Raw genomic sequence first — 17,729 nt, forward strand, 5'->3', positions numbered from 1 at the left:
ATTGTTAGTTATCAAGCTGAGCATTGTCGCATTTACGGAATTTGCTAGATTTTGTTGATTTATTGCACTATAGTTTTCATTACTCATTCATTTAACTTCGAGTAATCGATGTCAGATAAAACATCATCAATGAAAAACACCTTTAAAAGTGTAGCGGCTGCGTTCTTTGGGGTGCAAAGTAATAAAAATAGAGAAAATGATTTTTCTCAGGGAAAAATAAGCCATTTTATTATTGTCGGTATTATTAGTGTTGCTATTTTCATTACCGCTTTACTGATAATTGTAAATTTGGTTATGCCTGCTAACTAACTTTTCTGATCTAATACCATTATAATTAACCTTGTATCTTGATGTGATGCGTAGCTTTGTTAGCAATAGATCACCACACTCAGTTATTTATATAACGCTAAAATCTCTTGTACCTTAACTCTACTTTTACCCTTTTGACTTATTGAACGCTGTACTTGAAACAACTTCTTTTTGGTTGCTCCTTTATAAAGTTCACGCGTAAAGTCAACATAATGATTTGATATCAATGTAGGGATATTTCTTTTCTTGGCTATTTCAGCATAGTCTACTAATCGCTTTTGATCTTCATCGGTAAACGAATTACCAGCATAGGCAGTAAAGTTCGACGTTGGGTTAATTGGTGAATAAGGTGGATCACAATACACCACGTCACTCACATTTAACTGAGTGAATGCCGTTTCAAAGTCGCCTTGAATAAATGTTGCTCTTTGGGCTTTTTCAGAAAAGTACTCTAGCTCGGCATTTGGAAAATATGGATGCTTATATCTACCAAAAGGAACATTATAGCCGCCGCTTTTATTATAACGACATAGTCCGTTATACCCGTGTCTATTTAGGTATAAGAACAAGAGTGAACGTTCGTATGGATCAGTCGATTGATTAAACTGGGTTCGTAATTGGTAATATTTTTCTGAATCATTATTACCGCCTGTAAAGAAGCGCTGTGCATCAGCGATAAATGCTGTCGGCTGATTTTTAATGATATTAAACAGGTTGATCAGATCTTTATTCATATCTATTAAAAGATATTCATCAAAATCTAAATTAAGGAATACAGAACCACCGCCCACGAAAGGTTCAACTAGTCTTGTTTTACCTCTTTTAGGTAATAAGCTAGCAATTTCATGTACAACTTTTTTTTTCCCACCAGCCCATTTTAAGGCAGATCGCATTCCAGCTAGTGATTGAGCTTTAGTCACAAAAGAGACCTATAAGTTAATAGTAGCTAGAGCTAACATAGATATTTACCGAGAAGTAGATTGTATATCAGTTTTCAAAGTTTTTTTAAAATAGAACTATCGAGGCTACTTTAAAAATGCACAATGTTTGTTGCTCATGCTCGCCTGAATCATATTATTTTGAATAGGCAACCAATAAAAATGAAAGGTAATTGTATCTTGATTTACCCTTTAGCGATATTCATTTTTATTTATAATATTGTGATTAAAGTAAAGCCTAACGATTATTAATTTCTGCTTTAACAAGTGCGAGATCTTTAATCCATACCCCTCTATCAATAATTTCTTTAGGTAAAGCACTGATAGCCTCATTAGCTTGGGCTTTATTTTCGAATATCTTTGTTGTTAATACAATAAACGTTTGATCATTTAATTTTTTCTGATAACTAAAGTATTGCAAATTAGCATTGGCTTTCATAAACCTTTTTAACAAGGTTAAGTCGGTGAATCCTACAATTTGGACAACATAACCTTTAGGCGCATTTAAATAGTAATTCGGCGTTAATGCCAAAGGCAGAGTAACTTCTGTAGGCTTACTTACAGCTTCTTTTGTTGCTAATTCGGGTTTTGCTTTAGCCGCAGCCTTTGGTGCGGTAACCGGTATCAATTTTTCTGTGGTTACGGCTGGCTCTTTAACTTCAGCTAAGTCTAATGCTTGTAAAATGTCCTCAGTTTGAGCTGAACGATTCTCAGTGCTAGCAACCGTTTGTTGCTCGCCCATTAAAGCTGCCTGAATATCTACTGTGGTCGCGAATTCATCGGCTTCAGGTAGCGCAATAGCATTATTACCTTGTGCTAATGGCTGTTCATTTGACTGCTGCGCGTTTGCAATTATAACGCTGTCGTTAATATTTGATTCTGGTAATTGAGATAAACTAAAGTTGTTGTAATTAATAAGTACAAACCAAGATAGGCCAATAAGTCCAAAAATTACTAATGCGGCCGTTGCTACCTTCAACCACAGTTTATTGCTAAACATTACCTTGTCACTAGTAAACTTGGCGTGATCTAGCGGGAATAATTGTCCTGATTTTGCATCAATTATCGCCAATTTATTTTTAAAAATACTTTTATTCTTTGCAACATTTTGTGCCGCTTGCTCATTACCAAACAATGCAACGTTGATTTTACTTTGGGTTTTATTTGCTACGTCAACTAACTGACAAAGTTCGTATTTCATTTGTAATGATAAAGCGTGTGCATGCTCAACAACAATGGTGATACTTTCTTTGCTTTTTTTACTTAGGGTTAAAAGGCTAACGGCGAGTGATTTTTCTGGATCAAATAAGGTATTAGCAAAAAGCTGTTCAATAAAACGACAGCGCATTTGAATATCATTTAATTTTGATGAAGCAGAAACAAAAGCGACATTGGTTTCTTGTGCTGAATTGTTTGCTTTTGATGGTTTATCTTTGGCAAGGCTAATTAAAAATTGACGCGCAGCTTGCGTGTAAACACCGCTATCGTTATCAACAATCAAAACAGCTTGTTTCGAAAAACGTTGAATATATTCAATACGTGCACTAACACTTATTGATGTGACTGCTGGCTCAGTATTTAATGGCATGGAGGCTATACTAGCTTCATCTATGTTAGTGTGTGCTGCTGCCGACATATTCAACCCTTGCTACAATTACTATGCCTAAAACTATACGGCTTTAGGCATAACTAAAATTATAGAATTTGTTGAAGTGTCTCTTGCGTTATGTCATCACGAATTTCTGACTTTCCTATCGCAGTAGGAACAATAAAACGTAATTTACCGCCAATATTTTTTTTATCTCGGCGCATATGACGAGTAAAGTCATCACAGCCCATTGTTTCTGGCGCTTGTAACGGTAAATCAAACGCTTCAATAAGCGATTCGATTCGACAAAGTTCTGACACTTCAAGCAAATTCATTGCTACTGCTAACTTACCAGCAAGTACCATGCCAGTAGCAACTGCTTCACCGTGAAGCCAGTTACCATAACCTTGTTCTGCTTCTATAGCATGACCAAAAGTATGACCTAAGTTGAGTAAAGCACGAACACCTGCTTCCGTTTCATCATTAGCGACAATGTCTGCTTTACACTGACAACATCTTTCGATCATTTCAGCTAACAATGTTTTATCACCAGCTTTGATTGACGAAATATTGTTTTCTAGCCAAACAAAGAAATCATAATCACCTAATATACCGTATTTAATCACTTCTGCCATGCCAGCATTAAACTCGCGCACAGGTAAGGTAACTAAACTGTCGATATCAATAATAACGGCTTTAGGTTGATAAAAAGCGCCAATCATATTTTTACCCAACGGGTGATTAACCGCGGTTTTGCCACCAACAGATGAATCTACTTGAGATAATACCGTTGTTGGTACTTGGATAAAATCGACACCACGTTGATAAGATGCTGCTGCAAACCCGGTAATATCACCGATAACACCTCCACCTAAAGCGATCAAGGTAGTATCACGACCATGTTCATTTTTTAATAGGTGAGACATGATACGTTCGAAATTTGCTAAACTTTTTTCAGCTTCACCATCAGGTAAAATAATTTCGTCAACATCAAAGTTAGTCAGTTTACTTTTGATTTTTTCAAGATATAAAGGGGCAACAATCGTATTGGTAACAATACAAACTCGTTTTCCTCTAATATGATCTGAAAATAACTTTTCATTTTCAAATAAACCAGAGTCAATATAGATAGGATAGCTTCGGGCACCTAGATCAAGATTAAGAGTGGGCATATTAGAGTTACCTGGTGTTTGGCTGGGATAAAGCCACTTATGTATTAGTGGCTTTGAAACAAAAAAGTAGTATTAACTAAAAGTCTAAACGCTCAATAATTTTATGAGCAACAACTTTAGCACTTTGATCATCGGTTTTAATGACAACATCAGCTATTTCTTCATATAACGGATTACGCTCAATAGCCAAGTTTTCTAGCACTGTACGTGGCTCTTCCGATGTTTGTAATAAAGGACGACGACGATCTCTTTGTGTTCGAGCAACTTGTTTATCAATAGTAGTCTCTAGATATACAACAATACCACGAGCCGAAAGACGGTTTCGTACTTGCATACTGATAACTGAACCACCACCTGTCGCTAAAACAATACCTTGTTTTTCGCTTAAGTCCTCAATAACACCTTCTTCTCTTTTGCGAAACCCTTCTTCGCCTTCGAGATCAAAGACCCAAGCAATATCTGCCCCGGTACGACGTTCAATCTCTTGATCAGAGTCGAAAAATTCAAGATGTAGCCTGTCTGCAAGCTCTCTTCCTATAGTGCTTTTACCTGCACCCATAGGGCCAATAAGGAAAATGTTACGTTTTTCTGCCATTAGATTTACTTAATACTCGTTTGTTACAGGTATACCAAAAGGACAATATAGCAACAGCTATATACCTTTCGATGTCATAGAGGTCTCCCTCGGAAATTTCAAGGGCGTAATTATCGCAATTGTTCGGGTAGGATTGCAAGTAACATTATTAGTAAGTCAGACAAAAAGTCTAACTTACTAATATTAATATACCTAAAAGTGTTCTGTCACAATGCGTGGCGTCACAAAAATGAGTAATTCTTTTTTCTCATTAAATTGACTAGTATTTCGAAATAACCAGCCAAAATAAGGAATATCACCTAATACAGGTACCTTAGAGACTGAACTTATAATCGATTGTTGGTATATTCCGCCTAATACAATAGTTTCACCGTTATTAACTAATACTTGCGTACCAATACGCTGTGTATCAATTGCAGGTGCGGTACCACTTTGTACCGTAGAGATTGTGTCTTGCGTAACAACTAAATCTAGAATAATTTTATTGTCTGGTGTGATATGTGGCGTAACGGTTAAACTTAACACCGCTTTTTTAAATTGTGTTGATGTAGCACCACTTGAGGCCGCTTCTTGGTAAGGTATTTCAACACCTTGTTCAATATACGCTTCTTTTTGATTAGCCGTTGTTATACGTGGACTAGCAATAATTTCACCTTTGCTTTCTTGCTCCATAGCACTAAGCTCAAGATCGAGTATTGTGCCGTCAGCTAAACGCGCTACTTGAAACGCTAAAGCACCTGCTGGGCTCGCTACAGGTAGGTTTACATTTAACCTATCGGTTAAATTAGGTACATTGCCAACCCCTGTATTAGTGGCGATATTATTAGAGACTGATGTGCCTTCTAATGAGCCTGATGTACCAAACTCACCATCGGTATTCGTTACACCCCAACGTATGCCTAGCTCTTCATTGATATTATCTTTAACGGTAACCATACGTGCTTCGATGATAACTTGACGTACTGGTATATCTAAAATGTTTACCATACGTTTAATATCTTCAATGCTTTTGGTGGTATCTCGAATAAGTAAGGTATTCGTTCGTTCATCAACTGACACACTACCTCGTTCTGATAATATGCTGGTATCTTCATTTTTAATTAGCTCTGCAAACTCTACTGCTTTTGCATAATTAATTTGTACATACTCAGAATACAGTGGTGCCAACTCTTCTACTTGTTGCTGCGCGAGTAGGTTTTTAGCTTCTCGTTCTGCTAATTCATCATTAGGCGCTACCATTAAGATATTACCTTGCATACGTTTGTCTAAGCCTTTCACTTTTAAGATGATATCTAAAGCTTGATCCCAAGGTACTCCATCTAAACGTAGGGTAATATTTCCTGCGACTGTATCACTGGTAATCAAGTTGAAATCATTATAATCAGCAATAATTTGTAATACGGTTCTTACCGGAATATCTTGAAAGTTAAGGGAAATAGAGCGTCCGGTAAATTCATCTTCATCAGATAAATAACCTAATGGCTTCTTTTCTTTTTCTTTAATCGATAAAACAAACAAGTTACCTTGTTGTTTATGGGTAAAGGTAAAGTGCGTGTCTACATCGATAACTAAACGGGCATTACGACCGTCTTTAAAGGTTTCTATATTGGAAACAATTGTGCCAAAGTCGGTCACGTCCAGCTTGTAAAGTAAGTCTTCAATGATACGAGTATTATGGAACTCTACATGTACTTTGCCTAACTTATCATGAACATCAACAGCGACAATGCTGTCTTTTAGGTAAATTAATACTTCAGCGGTTTTGTCTTCACCTAAACGAAAATCAAGTGATTCAATTTGATTAATAAATTGTTCACCAGCAGGGTTAAGGGTTTCAACAATATTTGCTGACTGACCGTAATTAAGTGTTATAGAAAACTCGTTACCATTTAAAGCAACATCAAATACTGCGAGTTTTTCAAGGTTGATAGTTGCAACAATATTTTCAGCGGTTTTATCTAGGGTAATATTTGTTACACCAGCATGATTAACCAGTGTTTCTTGCAAGCTAGGGTCAAAATTATCAGCCGAAAATTTAACTTTTACAAAAGCCGGTGTCATTGATGTGTCAACAACAGGTAGTGCCGATATTGCGGTTGTAAATTCAAAAACTAACTCAATTTGATCACTTTGAATAGTATTGTAAGAAATACCTTTTAATTGACTGCTCTTAGTTTCTTCAGCACTGGTATTGAAGGAGATAATGACCAATGTTACTAAGGTTAACAAGGACAACCAGCTACGACTTAAGTTAACTAATTCTGAGAAGATTTTATAATTTTTCATTTTATTCGATAGCATTATTATTCCCTACTATTTCGATTCAGGTTGAGCAATCTTAATTATTGTTTCGCGCTCGACCCAACAACCAGCACCGTCTGGTGTTAATTCTAATAATTTTACACTGTGCGGAGTCACTTCTGTAATACGGCCGTCATACAAGCCTAAATAATTACCTACAGAGACTCTATGTAAAGTAAGGTCGGAAGCTTCCATCAAGGCCCAAGTTACCCCGTTATCACCCAAGGTACCGCGCATTTTAAGTACACCTAGTGCAAAATTTTCTAACGGCTGTTTACGACGTCTAGGATCAGGACTTAAACAACCTGTCATTTGTTGAACTTTCTGTTGAAGTGCTTCAGGTTCAGGTAATGAAAATGGGCTTCTTAACTCATATGCCGAATAGTCATAATGATTAAATGGCTTAACTTCTGGCATTGGTTCTATATGACTGGTTGTCGCCGCCCTAACCTCTGCCATGTGAGCACTAAGATCACTCGTGTCATCATAACAACCAGCAAGAGTGACTAAAACAATTAAAATTAATATTTTCATTGTTCGTTAACCTCTTGTTCTTGATAACGATAGGTTTTAGCTTCCATGGTTAAATTCAGCATATCCGCATTCTTACTATCTTTAATAATTTCAATTTTAAAATTATGTAGAGTCACAATTCTAGGTAATCCTGCTATCTTACTAACAAAGCTCCCCAGTGAGTGGTACGGACCATTAACTTCTATATCAATTGGCAATTCGATATAAATCTCTTTACTGATTTCTGGTTGCCATTCTAATTTAACAAATTCTAAACCGCTGGTTGTTCCTATAAAGGTAATATCGTCCAATAGCCCTGGTATTTCATAACTATTAGGCAAGCTTCTTAATTGATTAGCAAAAATACCTTCTGCTTCAATCATTTGTGCTCTGAATAATTCTAAGTTTGCGGCAACATGATATTTAGCTTGATATGACTCTTTTAACGTCATTTCTTCGGCTTCAACCCGTTTAAGTTGATCTATTTTACCACTTACTAAACCAATATAGCCTAAAAAAATCACCATGGCGGCTAAAAATATAACCAACACAAGTTTTGGTGCAAAAGGCCATTGACCAATATTTTCTAGATCAAGGTTTTCAAATTGTTCTCTATCAAAATTCACTGATTACCTCCCGCCTGATTAGCAAGAGTAGCATCATTAACTAAACCTTGAATTTTTACCCTCATTTTAAAACTACTTAAGAGTTTTGATGAGTCATCATCTGAGGTAATAGATTCTGGTGTTGCATCCGTAAATAAATCCGATAATTCGATCGCTCTAATCATATTGGCCAAGTGATTATTCGACTCACTTTTCCCTATAATTTCTATACTATTACCTTGTTTGTCTAACTGAGTAATATAAATACCATTAGGGATTATTTTAGCTATTTCATCAAGAATTTGCGTACCGACATTTCTGCTGCGCTGTAACTGTTCAATCACTTCAATACGTTTTTTTAATGCAGCTTTTTTATCGTTTAGTGTTCTAATTTCGGCAATTTGTATCTCAAGTTGTTGGATCTCATTCTTTAAAAACTGATTACGCGTTAATTGTCCATCAACACGGGCTTGAAAATATAAATTAACGACAAAAATTAATGCGAATGCCAATAAAGCGACGGCAATTAACAAGGTGAAGAATTCTTTTTGTTTTACTTTAAGTGCTTCCTCTCGCCAAGGAAGGAGGTTTATATATGCCATGGTGTAAAACTCCTTAGCGCTAAGCCAGTAGCTACCGTTAATTGTGGTGCTACTTTAGCAAGTTTTTCTTTATCTATCGATTGCCCTAATGCCATTTCATGGAAAGGATTTGCGATGATAGTATGCACCCCAAGCTCTTCAGTTAGCAGGCTTTCTATGCCCTCAATAGATGCTGTTCCACCAGAAACAAGTAGATAATCCACTTTTTTGATGCCACTAGACGTTAAAAACATTTGAATTGCCCGACGTATTTGTTGCATAAGTATAGTCTGAAAAGGCGCTAGTACTTCAAAAGTGTAACTTGTAGGTAAATTATTGGTTATTTTTGCTTCTTCGGCTTCTTCAAAGGTTTTGTTGTAATAAGAAACAATTGAACGAGTGTATTGTTCACCGCCAAATTTTTGATCGCGACTGTATAAATGCTTGCCCGCTTTAGTCACTGAAAATAGCGTCATGGTAGCGCCTATATCAACGATGGCAACTGTTTTTTCCATGGCATCTTCTGGTAACTGTGATAAACATAAGTCTTGTGAACGGCTTATTGCGTATGACTCTACATCAATCACTTTAGCAGTAAAGCCGCCAGCTTCTAATGCTTCGACTCTTGCTTCAATAGACTCAGTACGTGCAGCACTAAGTAGTACATTTACTTTACTTGGATCGGATTCATTTACTTCTAACGTTTCAAAATCTAAACTAACTTCATCTAAAGGATAAGGGATCAAGCTATCTGCTTCTATTTCAATTTGGCTAGCAAGCTCTTCTTCATTAAGTGATACGTCCATATAAATAATTTTAGTAATCACTGTTTGACCTGAAACAGCAGCAGCGGCTTCTTTGGCTTTCATTGGTATGTTTTGTCGTATTTTCGCAATAACATTACCAACGGCTTCAATATCTTGTATTTCACGATCAACTACTGAGCCACGCGACATTGGCTCTATCGCAAAATCTTCTAAAACGTAACCGTCACTAGCTTGGCTGAGTAAAACAGCTTTAACAGCATGAGATCCAATATCGATCCCTACCAGCATCGTTGTTTTCTTTTTCCACAAATTATCTAGCATAACAACCCGTTAAATTGTTTATTGAAATTATTTTAGACATATTTTCACATAAATACATTTATTACATGGTTTTACAAGATATACTAGTATTATCTGACAATTTTTCCCATAAATAGAGTGATTGTAGTGTTTTCAATATCTAAAATTATTAAATCAGTTCTAGCTTTGTTATTTATCGGTATTTTAAGTATCGTTATATTGTATTTAACTTTACGCAGTGAGTTGCCTGAAATCAATTCTTTAGAAGATGTGCAATGGCAAACTCCAATGCAGATTTATAGTAGTGAGGGATTATTGATTTCACAATTTGGTGAAAAGAAACGCATACCTTTAACATTCGATGAAATTCCTCAACAACTAATAGATGCACTACTCGCCACCGAAGATGATAGATTTTACTTTCATTTTGGTGTTGATCCCATTGGTATGGGCCGTGCGGTATTAGGAAAGCTAACTGGTAATGATAAAGGCGGCGCGAGCACAATAACAATGCAAGTAGCTCGTAACTTTTTCCTTACCAGAGAAGTCACTTACACACGTAAAATTAGAGAAATATTTTTATCTTTCCATATTGAACACCTGTTAACCAAAAATGAGATATTAACCTTATACGTTAACAAGATACCTTTAGGTCATCGTTCTTTTGGCTTTGGTGCCGCTGCTCAGGTTTATTATGGTAAAGCGTTAAATCAACTTACCTTAGCACAAATAGCTGTGCTAGCTGGTTTACCTAAAGCTCCTTCGACATATAACCCTATCAGCCGACCAGATCGTGCCAAAATTCGTCGTACAACAGTTTTACAGCGGATGTTAGTAAGTGGCTATATAACAGATGAGGAATATCAACAAGCCAAGTCTGCGCCAATAACAGGTAAACCTCATGGTGCAGAAATAGAACTAAATGCGCCTTATATTGCTGAAATGGCACATCAAGAAATGATAGAGCGTTATGGTAAAGAACAAGCATATACCAGTGGCTTTAAAGTTTTCACTACAGTAACTAATAAATTACAAACAGCCGCTCATAAGGCAGTAACAGGTAATTTATTACGTTATGACCAACGTCATGGTTACCGTGGTGCTATTAGCTCACTTAGACCTGAGCTAGCTAACAATAAAGCGAATGATAAGTTTGATGCAACGCCAGCACTAAACCCACTAACTGATGAAGAAATTTCAACAGCACTTGCCAGTGTCCATTCTTATCAAGCACTTGTTCCTGCTGTGGTCACCAAGGTGGATGAACTAGAAGTTAGTATTACTTTACGTAATAACAAGAAAGCGACTATTCCTTGGCGTGGTATGGCTTGGGCACGTCCGTTTATTAATGATCAAAAACAAGGCATTCCTCCTAAAAATGCCCATGAAATATTTCACTATGGTGATGTGATCTTAGTAAGTGCGCTTGCAGACAACGAATACAGATTAAGTCAATTACCTGTCGCAAGTGCTGCTATGATTTCAATATCTCCAGATGACGGGGCAATAAAAGCAGCAGTAGGTGGTTTCAGTTATAAACAAAGCCAATTCAACCGTGTAACTCAAGCGAAACGCCAAGTTGGTTCGAATATTAAACCTTTTATATATTCTGCCGCTTTAGAACAAGGTTTTACCCTTGCTTCACTTATTAACGATGCCCCAATTAATCAGTGGGATAGAAGCACAGGTGTTGTTTGGCGTCCGAAAAACTCACCTGAAACTTATGTTGGTCCAATAAGAATGCGTTTGGCTTTAGCGCAATCTAAAAACGTGATTGCGGTAAGGTTATTAAAAAGTATTGGCTTAGATGATGCTATCAATCATCTGTCTTCTTTCGGTTTTGCCCCTGATGATTTACCTCGCAATGAGTCATTAGCGTTAGGCTCGGCTTCATTAACTCCGATAGAAGTGGTTACTGGTTTTGCGGCCTTTGCCAATGGCGGCTATTTAGTTGAACCTTATTTAATTGACCGTATTGAAACCGCTGAAGGCGAAGTTATTTTTCAAGCTAACCCTGCTTTAGCCTGTGACCCTTGCGAGTTAGACAATCCCCTTGCTGAATTGAATCAAAATAATTTAGAAAATGCTGAGCTAGTAGAGGAAACCATCGAGAATACTGCTGAGTTGATGTCTTTAAATTCAAGCGATACTTTTGCAGAAGATGCTATAGAGAACAGTACGATAGCACCACAATTAATATCAGCACCTCGCGCTATTTCAGAACAAAATGCCTTTTTGATTACTGAAGCACTTAATAGCGGGATTTGGGGAGCAGATTGGTCAGCAGAGAATCCTTGGCAAGGAACTGGTTGGCGCGCAAGAGCACTGAAACGTAAAGATATTGCCGGTAAAACGGGTACCACTAACGAAGGCAAAGATGCTTGGTTTTCTGGTTTTTCTCGACGCTTAGTAACAACCTCTTGGATAGGTTTTGATGACCCAAGCCGTAATTTAGGTAAATCAGTATACAATAGCAACTTAGGGAAGAATCAAATAACCGGTACTGAAGCAGGTGCTAAATCAGCACAACCGGCATGGATAGACTTTATGAAAGTAGCGTTAGAAGATATTGAGTTTGAACCTTTTGAACCACCTGCTGGTATTGTTTCTGTACGCATAGATAAAGCAACAGGTAAGCTGAGCACTAAAACGAATAAAAGCAGTTTATTTGAATACTTTCAGGTAGGTACTGTACCAACTGAATATGTTAGTGAAGACAATAGTATTGATATTTTTCAGCATAACGACGTCATAAAACAAGAAGAAGCTGAAGAATTATTTTAAATAGTGATTAACAACAAGGTACAGCTTGTTGTTAATCTATTGCAGCTGAACTAAGCCGCTGGCCAATAGCCTCTGCGGCTTAGCTTAGAAAGAGTACTTATCTTCGCTTACCAGTATTTTTAGTATTAATTAACGTTCGTGCAATACTCAATAACTCAGGTGAAATATCGTCAGCTCCCTCTTTTATCAGCTTGGTTACATCCCCAGATGAAAACAAAGAGCCTCGCTCTGATTTTACTCCTAACGATCGAACAAAGTCTTTTGTTTTACCAGTACTTCCCGTTTCAATATATTTAAAAATCACTTGTTCATTAAAGTTTTCAGGCTCTTTTTTTAGGGTCGCTACTTGTTCCGTTAATGATGCTATTTCCATCTCTAAGGTATTTATTAATTCAGATAGGTTTGAATGAGGTGTCATTGGTTATTTAACTCTTATAAGGGTTAGCTGAGTAACCTGAGGTCAGGTTCAGTAGATAGCAGTATTGTACAATGAATAGAAGTAGGTATATAGCTTATACCTACTTTTCAGGACGAGGTGAAATTAAATTTCTTTAATGAAGACTTTAGACTTACGCTGAAAGTTATACAATTTTTGTTTACCTTCGGGTAGTTTATCCATAGGTTGCTCAATAAAACCTTGTTCTTGAAACCAATGACCACTTACCGTTGTTAACACAAAAATTGCAGAAAGTTCCTGTTGTTTAGCTTCTTCTTCTAAAGCCGAGATTAAACGCCCGCCACGATTACCCTTGCGATAATCTGGATGTATCGCAACACAAGCCACCTCACCCATTTTTGCATCAGGATATGGGTATAGTGCTGCACAAGCAATAATCATGTCTTCTTTTTTAAGTACAATAAATTGGTCTATTTCAACTTCAAGTAATTCACGAGAGCGTTTAACCAAAACGCCTTCAGCTTCAAGTGGAGCCAATAAATCTAAAATTCCAGCAACATCATCAATAGTCGCTGTAGATAATTCTTCTTTGTGATCTTTCGCAATAAGGGTTCCGGCACCATCACGCGTAAATAACTCTTGTAATAATGCGGTATCGCTTTGGTAACTTACGCAATGACAACGTTCAACGCCATTTTCTCCACTTTGAATAATGGCACGAAGTAATAACTGACGTACATGGCAGTCTTTGTCATCAAGTAAGGTTTTAACACGACGTACACTACAACTTTTGATCAAGCTACCAAATTCATCGAGCAAGCCTTCATCTTCGGTTAATGTGATCAGTTTATCAGCATTTAAGTTAATTGCCGTTTGTGCAGCGACATCTTCTAAGGCTAAATTAAAGACTTCACCTGTGGGTGAATAACCGATAGGAGATAACAGTACAATAGACCCATAATTTAACTGCATATTTATGCCGTCAGAATCTATTCTACGAACCGAACCAGTGTATTTATAGTCAACACCATCACGAACACCCATAGGCTTAGCAATAACAAAATTACCGGTACTTACTCTAATTTGTGAGCCATGCATTGGTGAATTCGCAAGCCCTGTGGTGAGTAAGGCTTCAATATGTAAACGTAACGAGCCTGTAGCATCTTTTACTGCGCTAAGTGTATCAGCATCAGTAACACGAATATTATTTTCCATAATTCGTTCGATATTACGTTGAGCCATGCGCTCTTCAATTTGTGGCCGCGCTCCATGCACAACAACAAGTTTGACACCTAAGCTTCTTAATAGTGAAATATCATGAATAATATTTGCGAAGTTAGGATGTAAAACAGCTTCACCACCAAACATTAATACAACAGTTTTACCACGATGAGCATTTATATAAGGTGCCGCATTTCTAAACCATTTAACGTAATTTTGATCGCTATTATTCATGTTTTCATTCTTTAAGTTTATATGTAATACCAATTCCAATAAGTTTCTTCTCACTCAGTGAGAGTTAAAAGGTTTAGAGGCACAAGTTATACGTTCCAAACATAACTTAAGTACCGACATCCATGTCGGTAAGGCATTGATTGAAGAGAATCAGCTATTTTCCCTGACCAACAATATATTCCATAGCGATCTCATCAGCAGGATCTTTATCTGGTGTTGGTTCACTATCTTCAATAATATTCTCAGCTAACGAGCTTTTATCAATGGCACTAAAACCTAATTTCGCAAAATAGTCAGGAATATAAGTTAAAACAATAATTTGTTTTAACTCCATTTGATAAGCAAACTCAAGTAAGTATTGAACTAATGCGCCACCTTGTCCTTGATTTTTAGCTGATTCATCAACCACAACAGAGCGAATTTCAGCAAGCCCTGTTTGATAGATATAAAGAGAAGCACAGCCAACAACAACGCCATCAAGCTCTGCTACGACAAAGTTTTGAACATCATGAATGATATTATCAAGCGTTCGTGGCAATATTTCACCTTTATCCGCTTGTACATTCACTAATTGATGTATTTTATCTACATCTGACATTCGTGCTCTACGCACAGACATAGCAGCAGCTCGTTGAGCATTTAAACGCTGTTTTACTTGTTTAAGTGCTACTTTAATTTGCTGTTTACCTGGCGCGCCAACCACTTGCTCATTCAAGATTTTTTCGTTACCTGTCGCTAACGCTTTTTCCACTTGTGAGCGTGAGGTACCACCAAGGGCTTCACGTTTATCTAATGTTGATTCTATTGATAAGTGTTGATAAACATCTTGTTCAATTTTATCACTGAATTCTTGTAATCGTGAGATAGTTAAGTCTTCTAGTGGACAACCTTGTTCAATTGCAGCTAAGACAACTTCACCAACAATATGATGCGCTTCACGGAATGGAATGTCTTTACCCACTAAATAATCAGCAAGTTCAGTGGCATTAGCGTAACCTTGTTGAGCAGCAGCTAACGTACGACTTCTGTTTACTTTTAAGCCATCAGCAACTAATACAGCCATTTCCATACATTCTTGCCAAGTATCAAGTGCGTCAAAAAGACCTTCTTTGTCTTCTTGCATATCTTTATTGTATGCAAGAGCCAACGCTTTCATGGTCGTTAACATACCTGTTAATGAACCAAACACACGTCCGGCTTTACCACGAATTAATTCACATGCATCAGGGTTTTTCTTTTGCGGCATTAATGATGAGCCAGAGCTAACTAAATCGCTCATTTCTACAAAGCCCGCTTCGCCTGAGTTATAGAAAACTAAATCTTCAGCAAAACGCGATAAGTGCATCATTGAAATACTAGCAGTAGCTAACAGCTCAATAACATGATCACGATCTGAAACAGCATCTAAGCTATTCATGGTTGCTGTTCTAAAGCCTAAACGGCTAGCCAATGCATTACGATCAATTGGATAAGCAGTGCCCGCTAATGCGCCTGAGCCTAGTGGTGAAACATCTAAACGATATAACGCGTCTTTTAAACGGCCGATATCACGATTAAACATTTCAACGTAAGCTAAACACCAATGACCAAAAGTTACCGGCTGAGCGCGCTGTAAGTGGGTATAACCAGGTAATACCGTATCTTTTTCACGTTCAGCTAAATTCATCATTGCTTGTTGTAAATTAACGAGTGCAAATAATAATTCGCCGCCAGTTTCTTTACACCACAGTTTTAAATCGGTAGCAACTTGGTCATTACGACTACGACCTGTATGGAGCTTTTTACCTAAATCACCTGTTTTTTCAATTAACTGAATTTCAACCCAGCTATGAATATCTTCAGCATCTGAAAGTAGAATCTGCTTCGGATTTTCTTCCACAGATTCTTTTAGTTCATTTAACGCCGCCACTAAACGGGTTAACTCACCATCATTTAACACGCCTACTTCATGAATAGCCTGTGCCCAAGCAATTGAACCGACAATATCTTGTATTGCCATACGGTAATCAACAGGTAACGAGTCATTAAACTTTTTAAATTGTACACTCGCTTTTTCTTTAAAGCGTCCACCCCATAAGGCCATTACTACTTCTCCTGATTTTTTTTGCTTAACGCAGTAATTCTGCTTGATAAACTAAATAAACGAATAAAACCTTCTGCATGTTTTTGGTCATAAACGTCATCAGCACCAAATGTTGCAAATTCTTCAGAATATAAAGAGTTAGGAGAACGACGTTGCGTAACTTGCGCCATCCCTTTATACATTTTAACAACAACATCACCTGTTACTTGCTCAGCAAAAGAAGCTGCTGACGCTAATTGCGCTTTAGCAAGTGGTGTAAACCAACGGCCATCATAAATTACATGAGAGAATTCAAGACCAACCGATTCACGATATTTTAGAGATTCTTTATCTAAAATAAGTGTTTCTAAGCCTTTGTAAGCTGCCATTAATACTGTACCGCCCGGAGTTTCATAACAACCACGAGACTTCATACCCACTAAACGGTTTTCTACGATATCAATACGACCAACACCATGTGCCGCTGCTTTCTCATTTAAGTAAACTAATGCTTCATAAGCACCAGCGCCTGTTGGCGAGAAATCTTTACCGTCTACAGCAACTAATTCACCTTTATCAAAACTTAAGGTTACACGGCCTGGTTCATCTGGTGCATCCATAGGATCAACAGTCATGGTCCAAACTTCTTTTGATGGCTCACACCATGGGTCTTCTAATTCTCCACCTTCGTGAGAAATGTGCCATGCGTTGGCATCTCGACTATAAATTTTAGTTAATGATGCAGCACAAGGAATATTACGTTCTGCTAAGTAATCAAGTAAGTCTTCACGAGAAACCATGTCCCACTCACGCCATGGCGCAATAACAGTAAGTTCTGGTGCTAAGGCAGCAAAACAAGCTTCAAAACGTACTTGGTCATTACCTTTACCAGTACAACCGTGACATACCGCATCAGCACCTACTTTTAAAGCGACTTCAATATGCGCTTTAGCAATAATAGGACGTGCCATTGACGTTCCTAATAGGTATTGACCTTCGTATACCGCACCTGTTTTAAGAATTGGGTAGATATAGTCTTTAACATATTCTTCTTTAAGATCGGCGACATAACATTCTGAAGCACCTGAAGCGATTGCTTTTTCTTTAATACCTTCTAATTCTTCTGCACCTTGGCCAACATCAGCACAAAAAGCAACAACTTCACAGTTATCATAGTTTTCTTTTAACCATGGAATGATTGCTGATGTGTCTAAGCCGCCTGAATAAGCTAATACTACTTTTTTGATTTTTTTCTTTTGAATACTCATTTAATTTTCTCTAAATTTGGTTAAATAGTTCATAAATTATTGTTAAGCGTAATATCTCACACTTAAATTATCGGGTTTCAGCCCAACACAAACA

15 protein-coding genes are annotated in these 17,729 nt (G+C 37.3%); 2 read left to right on the forward strand and 13 right to left on the reverse strand.

Annotation, left to right across the window (positions count from 1 at the left end; genetic code table 11):
• Window positions 1-108: 108 nt before the first annotated feature.
• Window positions 109-309, forward strand: coding sequence for a DUF2970 domain-containing protein (locus tag KO509_RS10315; protein ID WP_252727495.1), 201 nt, complete (start codon window positions 109-111; stop codon window positions 307-309).
• A gap of 83 nt (window positions 310-392) precedes the next feature.
• On the opposite strand, the gene KO509_RS10320 is transcribed toward KO509_RS10315, so the two are convergent.
• The 9 genes from KO509_RS10320 to KO509_RS10360 all read right to left on the reverse strand — a co-directional run bounded on the left by KO509_RS10320 (window position 393) and on the right by KO509_RS10360 (window position 9,690).
• The gene (locus tag KO509_RS10320; protein WP_215973226.1) at window positions 393-1,202 is read right to left on the reverse strand and encodes a Dam family site-specific DNA-(adenine-N6)-methyltransferase; all 810 of its coding nucleotides are present in this window, start codon (window positions 1,200-1,202) and stop codon (window positions 393-395) included.
• Between the two features lie 283 nt (window positions 1,203-1,485).
• Window positions 1,486-2,883, reverse strand: a complete 1,398-nt coding sequence (locus tag KO509_RS10325) for a hypothetical protein (RefSeq protein ID WP_215973194.1) — start codon at window positions 2,881-2,883, stop codon at window positions 1,486-1,488.
• Window positions 2,884-2,942: 59 nt separating this feature from the next.
• Entirely contained in the window at window positions 2,943-4,007 is a 1,065-nt protein-coding gene (gene aroB, locus KO509_RS10330) for a 3-dehydroquinate synthase (protein WP_215973195.1), read from the reverse strand.
• A gap of 76 nt (window positions 4,008-4,083) precedes the next feature.
• Entirely contained in the window at window positions 4,084-4,602 is a 519-nt protein-coding gene (gene aroK, locus KO509_RS10335; protein ID WP_215973196.1) for a shikimate kinase AroK, read from the reverse strand.
• 192 nt (window positions 4,603-4,794) lie between these two features.
• Window positions 4,795-6,903 carry a type IV pilus secretin PilQ family protein gene (locus KO509_RS10340; RefSeq protein WP_215973197.1) on the reverse strand — a complete coding sequence of 703 codons (2,109 nt, stop codon included), beginning with the start codon at window positions 6,901-6,903 and terminating at the stop codon, window positions 4,795-4,797.
• A 12-nt stretch (window positions 6,904-6,915) separates the two neighbouring features.
• Window positions 6,916-7,437, reverse strand: coding sequence for a pilus assembly protein PilP (locus tag KO509_RS10345; protein WP_215973198.1), 522 nt, complete (start codon window positions 7,435-7,437; stop codon window positions 6,916-6,918).
• On the reverse strand, window positions 7,434-8,042 hold the full coding sequence (locus KO509_RS10350; protein WP_215973199.1) for a type 4a pilus biogenesis protein PilO: 609 nt from the start codon (window positions 8,040-8,042) through the stop codon (window positions 7,434-7,436). Before KO509_RS10350 ends, KO509_RS10345 begins: the two co-directional genes overlap by 4 nt.
• Window positions 8,039-8,623 carry a PilN domain-containing protein gene (locus KO509_RS10355; protein ID WP_215973200.1) on the reverse strand — a complete coding sequence of 195 codons (585 nt, stop codon included), beginning with the start codon at window positions 8,621-8,623 and terminating at the stop codon, window positions 8,039-8,041. The genes KO509_RS10350 and KO509_RS10355 overlap by 4 nt, the downstream gene beginning before the upstream one ends.
• Window positions 8,611-9,690, reverse strand: coding sequence for a pilus assembly protein PilM (locus tag KO509_RS10360; RefSeq protein ID WP_215973201.1), 1,080 nt, complete (start codon window positions 9,688-9,690; stop codon window positions 8,611-8,613). Before KO509_RS10360 ends, KO509_RS10355 begins: the two co-directional genes overlap by 13 nt.
• Window positions 9,691-9,816: 126 nt before the next feature.
• Here KO509_RS10360 and KO509_RS10365 point away from each other — a divergent pair, with 126 nt between their 5' ends.
• On the forward strand, window positions 9,817-12,453 hold the full coding sequence (locus KO509_RS10365; RefSeq protein ID WP_215973202.1) for a penicillin-binding protein 1A: 2,637 nt from the start codon (window positions 9,817-9,819) through the stop codon (window positions 12,451-12,453).
• Between the two features lie 97 nt (window positions 12,454-12,550).
• On the opposite strand, the gene KO509_RS10370 is transcribed toward KO509_RS10365, so the two are convergent.
• The 4 genes from KO509_RS10370 to KO509_RS10385 all read right to left on the reverse strand — a co-directional run bounded on the left by KO509_RS10370 (window position 12,551) and on the right by KO509_RS10385 (window position 17,635).
• Window positions 12,551-12,871: a hypothetical protein gene (locus tag KO509_RS10370; RefSeq protein ID WP_215973203.1), complete on the reverse strand. Its 321-nt coding sequence runs from the start codon at window positions 12,869-12,871 to the stop codon at window positions 12,551-12,553.
• 123 nt (window positions 12,872-12,994) lie between these two features.
• Complete coding sequence (gene argA, locus KO509_RS10375; RefSeq protein ID WP_215973204.1) at window positions 12,995-14,305, reverse strand: amino-acid N-acetyltransferase; 1,311 nt, start codon at window positions 14,303-14,305, stop codon at window positions 12,995-12,997.
• 154 nt (window positions 14,306-14,459) lie between these two features.
• Window positions 14,460-16,388, reverse strand: a complete 1,929-nt coding sequence (gene argH / locus KO509_RS10380) for an argininosuccinate lyase (RefSeq protein WP_215973205.1) — start codon at window positions 16,386-16,388, stop codon at window positions 14,460-14,462.
• 2 nt (window positions 16,389-16,390) lie between these two features.
• On the reverse strand, window positions 16,391-17,635 hold the full coding sequence (locus tag KO509_RS10385) for an argininosuccinate synthase (RefSeq protein ID WP_215973206.1): 1,245 nt from the start codon (window positions 17,633-17,635) through the stop codon (window positions 16,391-16,393).
• Between the last annotated feature and the right edge of the window lie 94 nt (window positions 17,636-17,729).

The organism is Colwellia sp. C2M11 (assembly GCF_018860915.1).
Taxonomy (GTDB): domain Bacteria; phylum Pseudomonadota; class Gammaproteobacteria; order Enterobacterales; family Alteromonadaceae; genus Colwellia.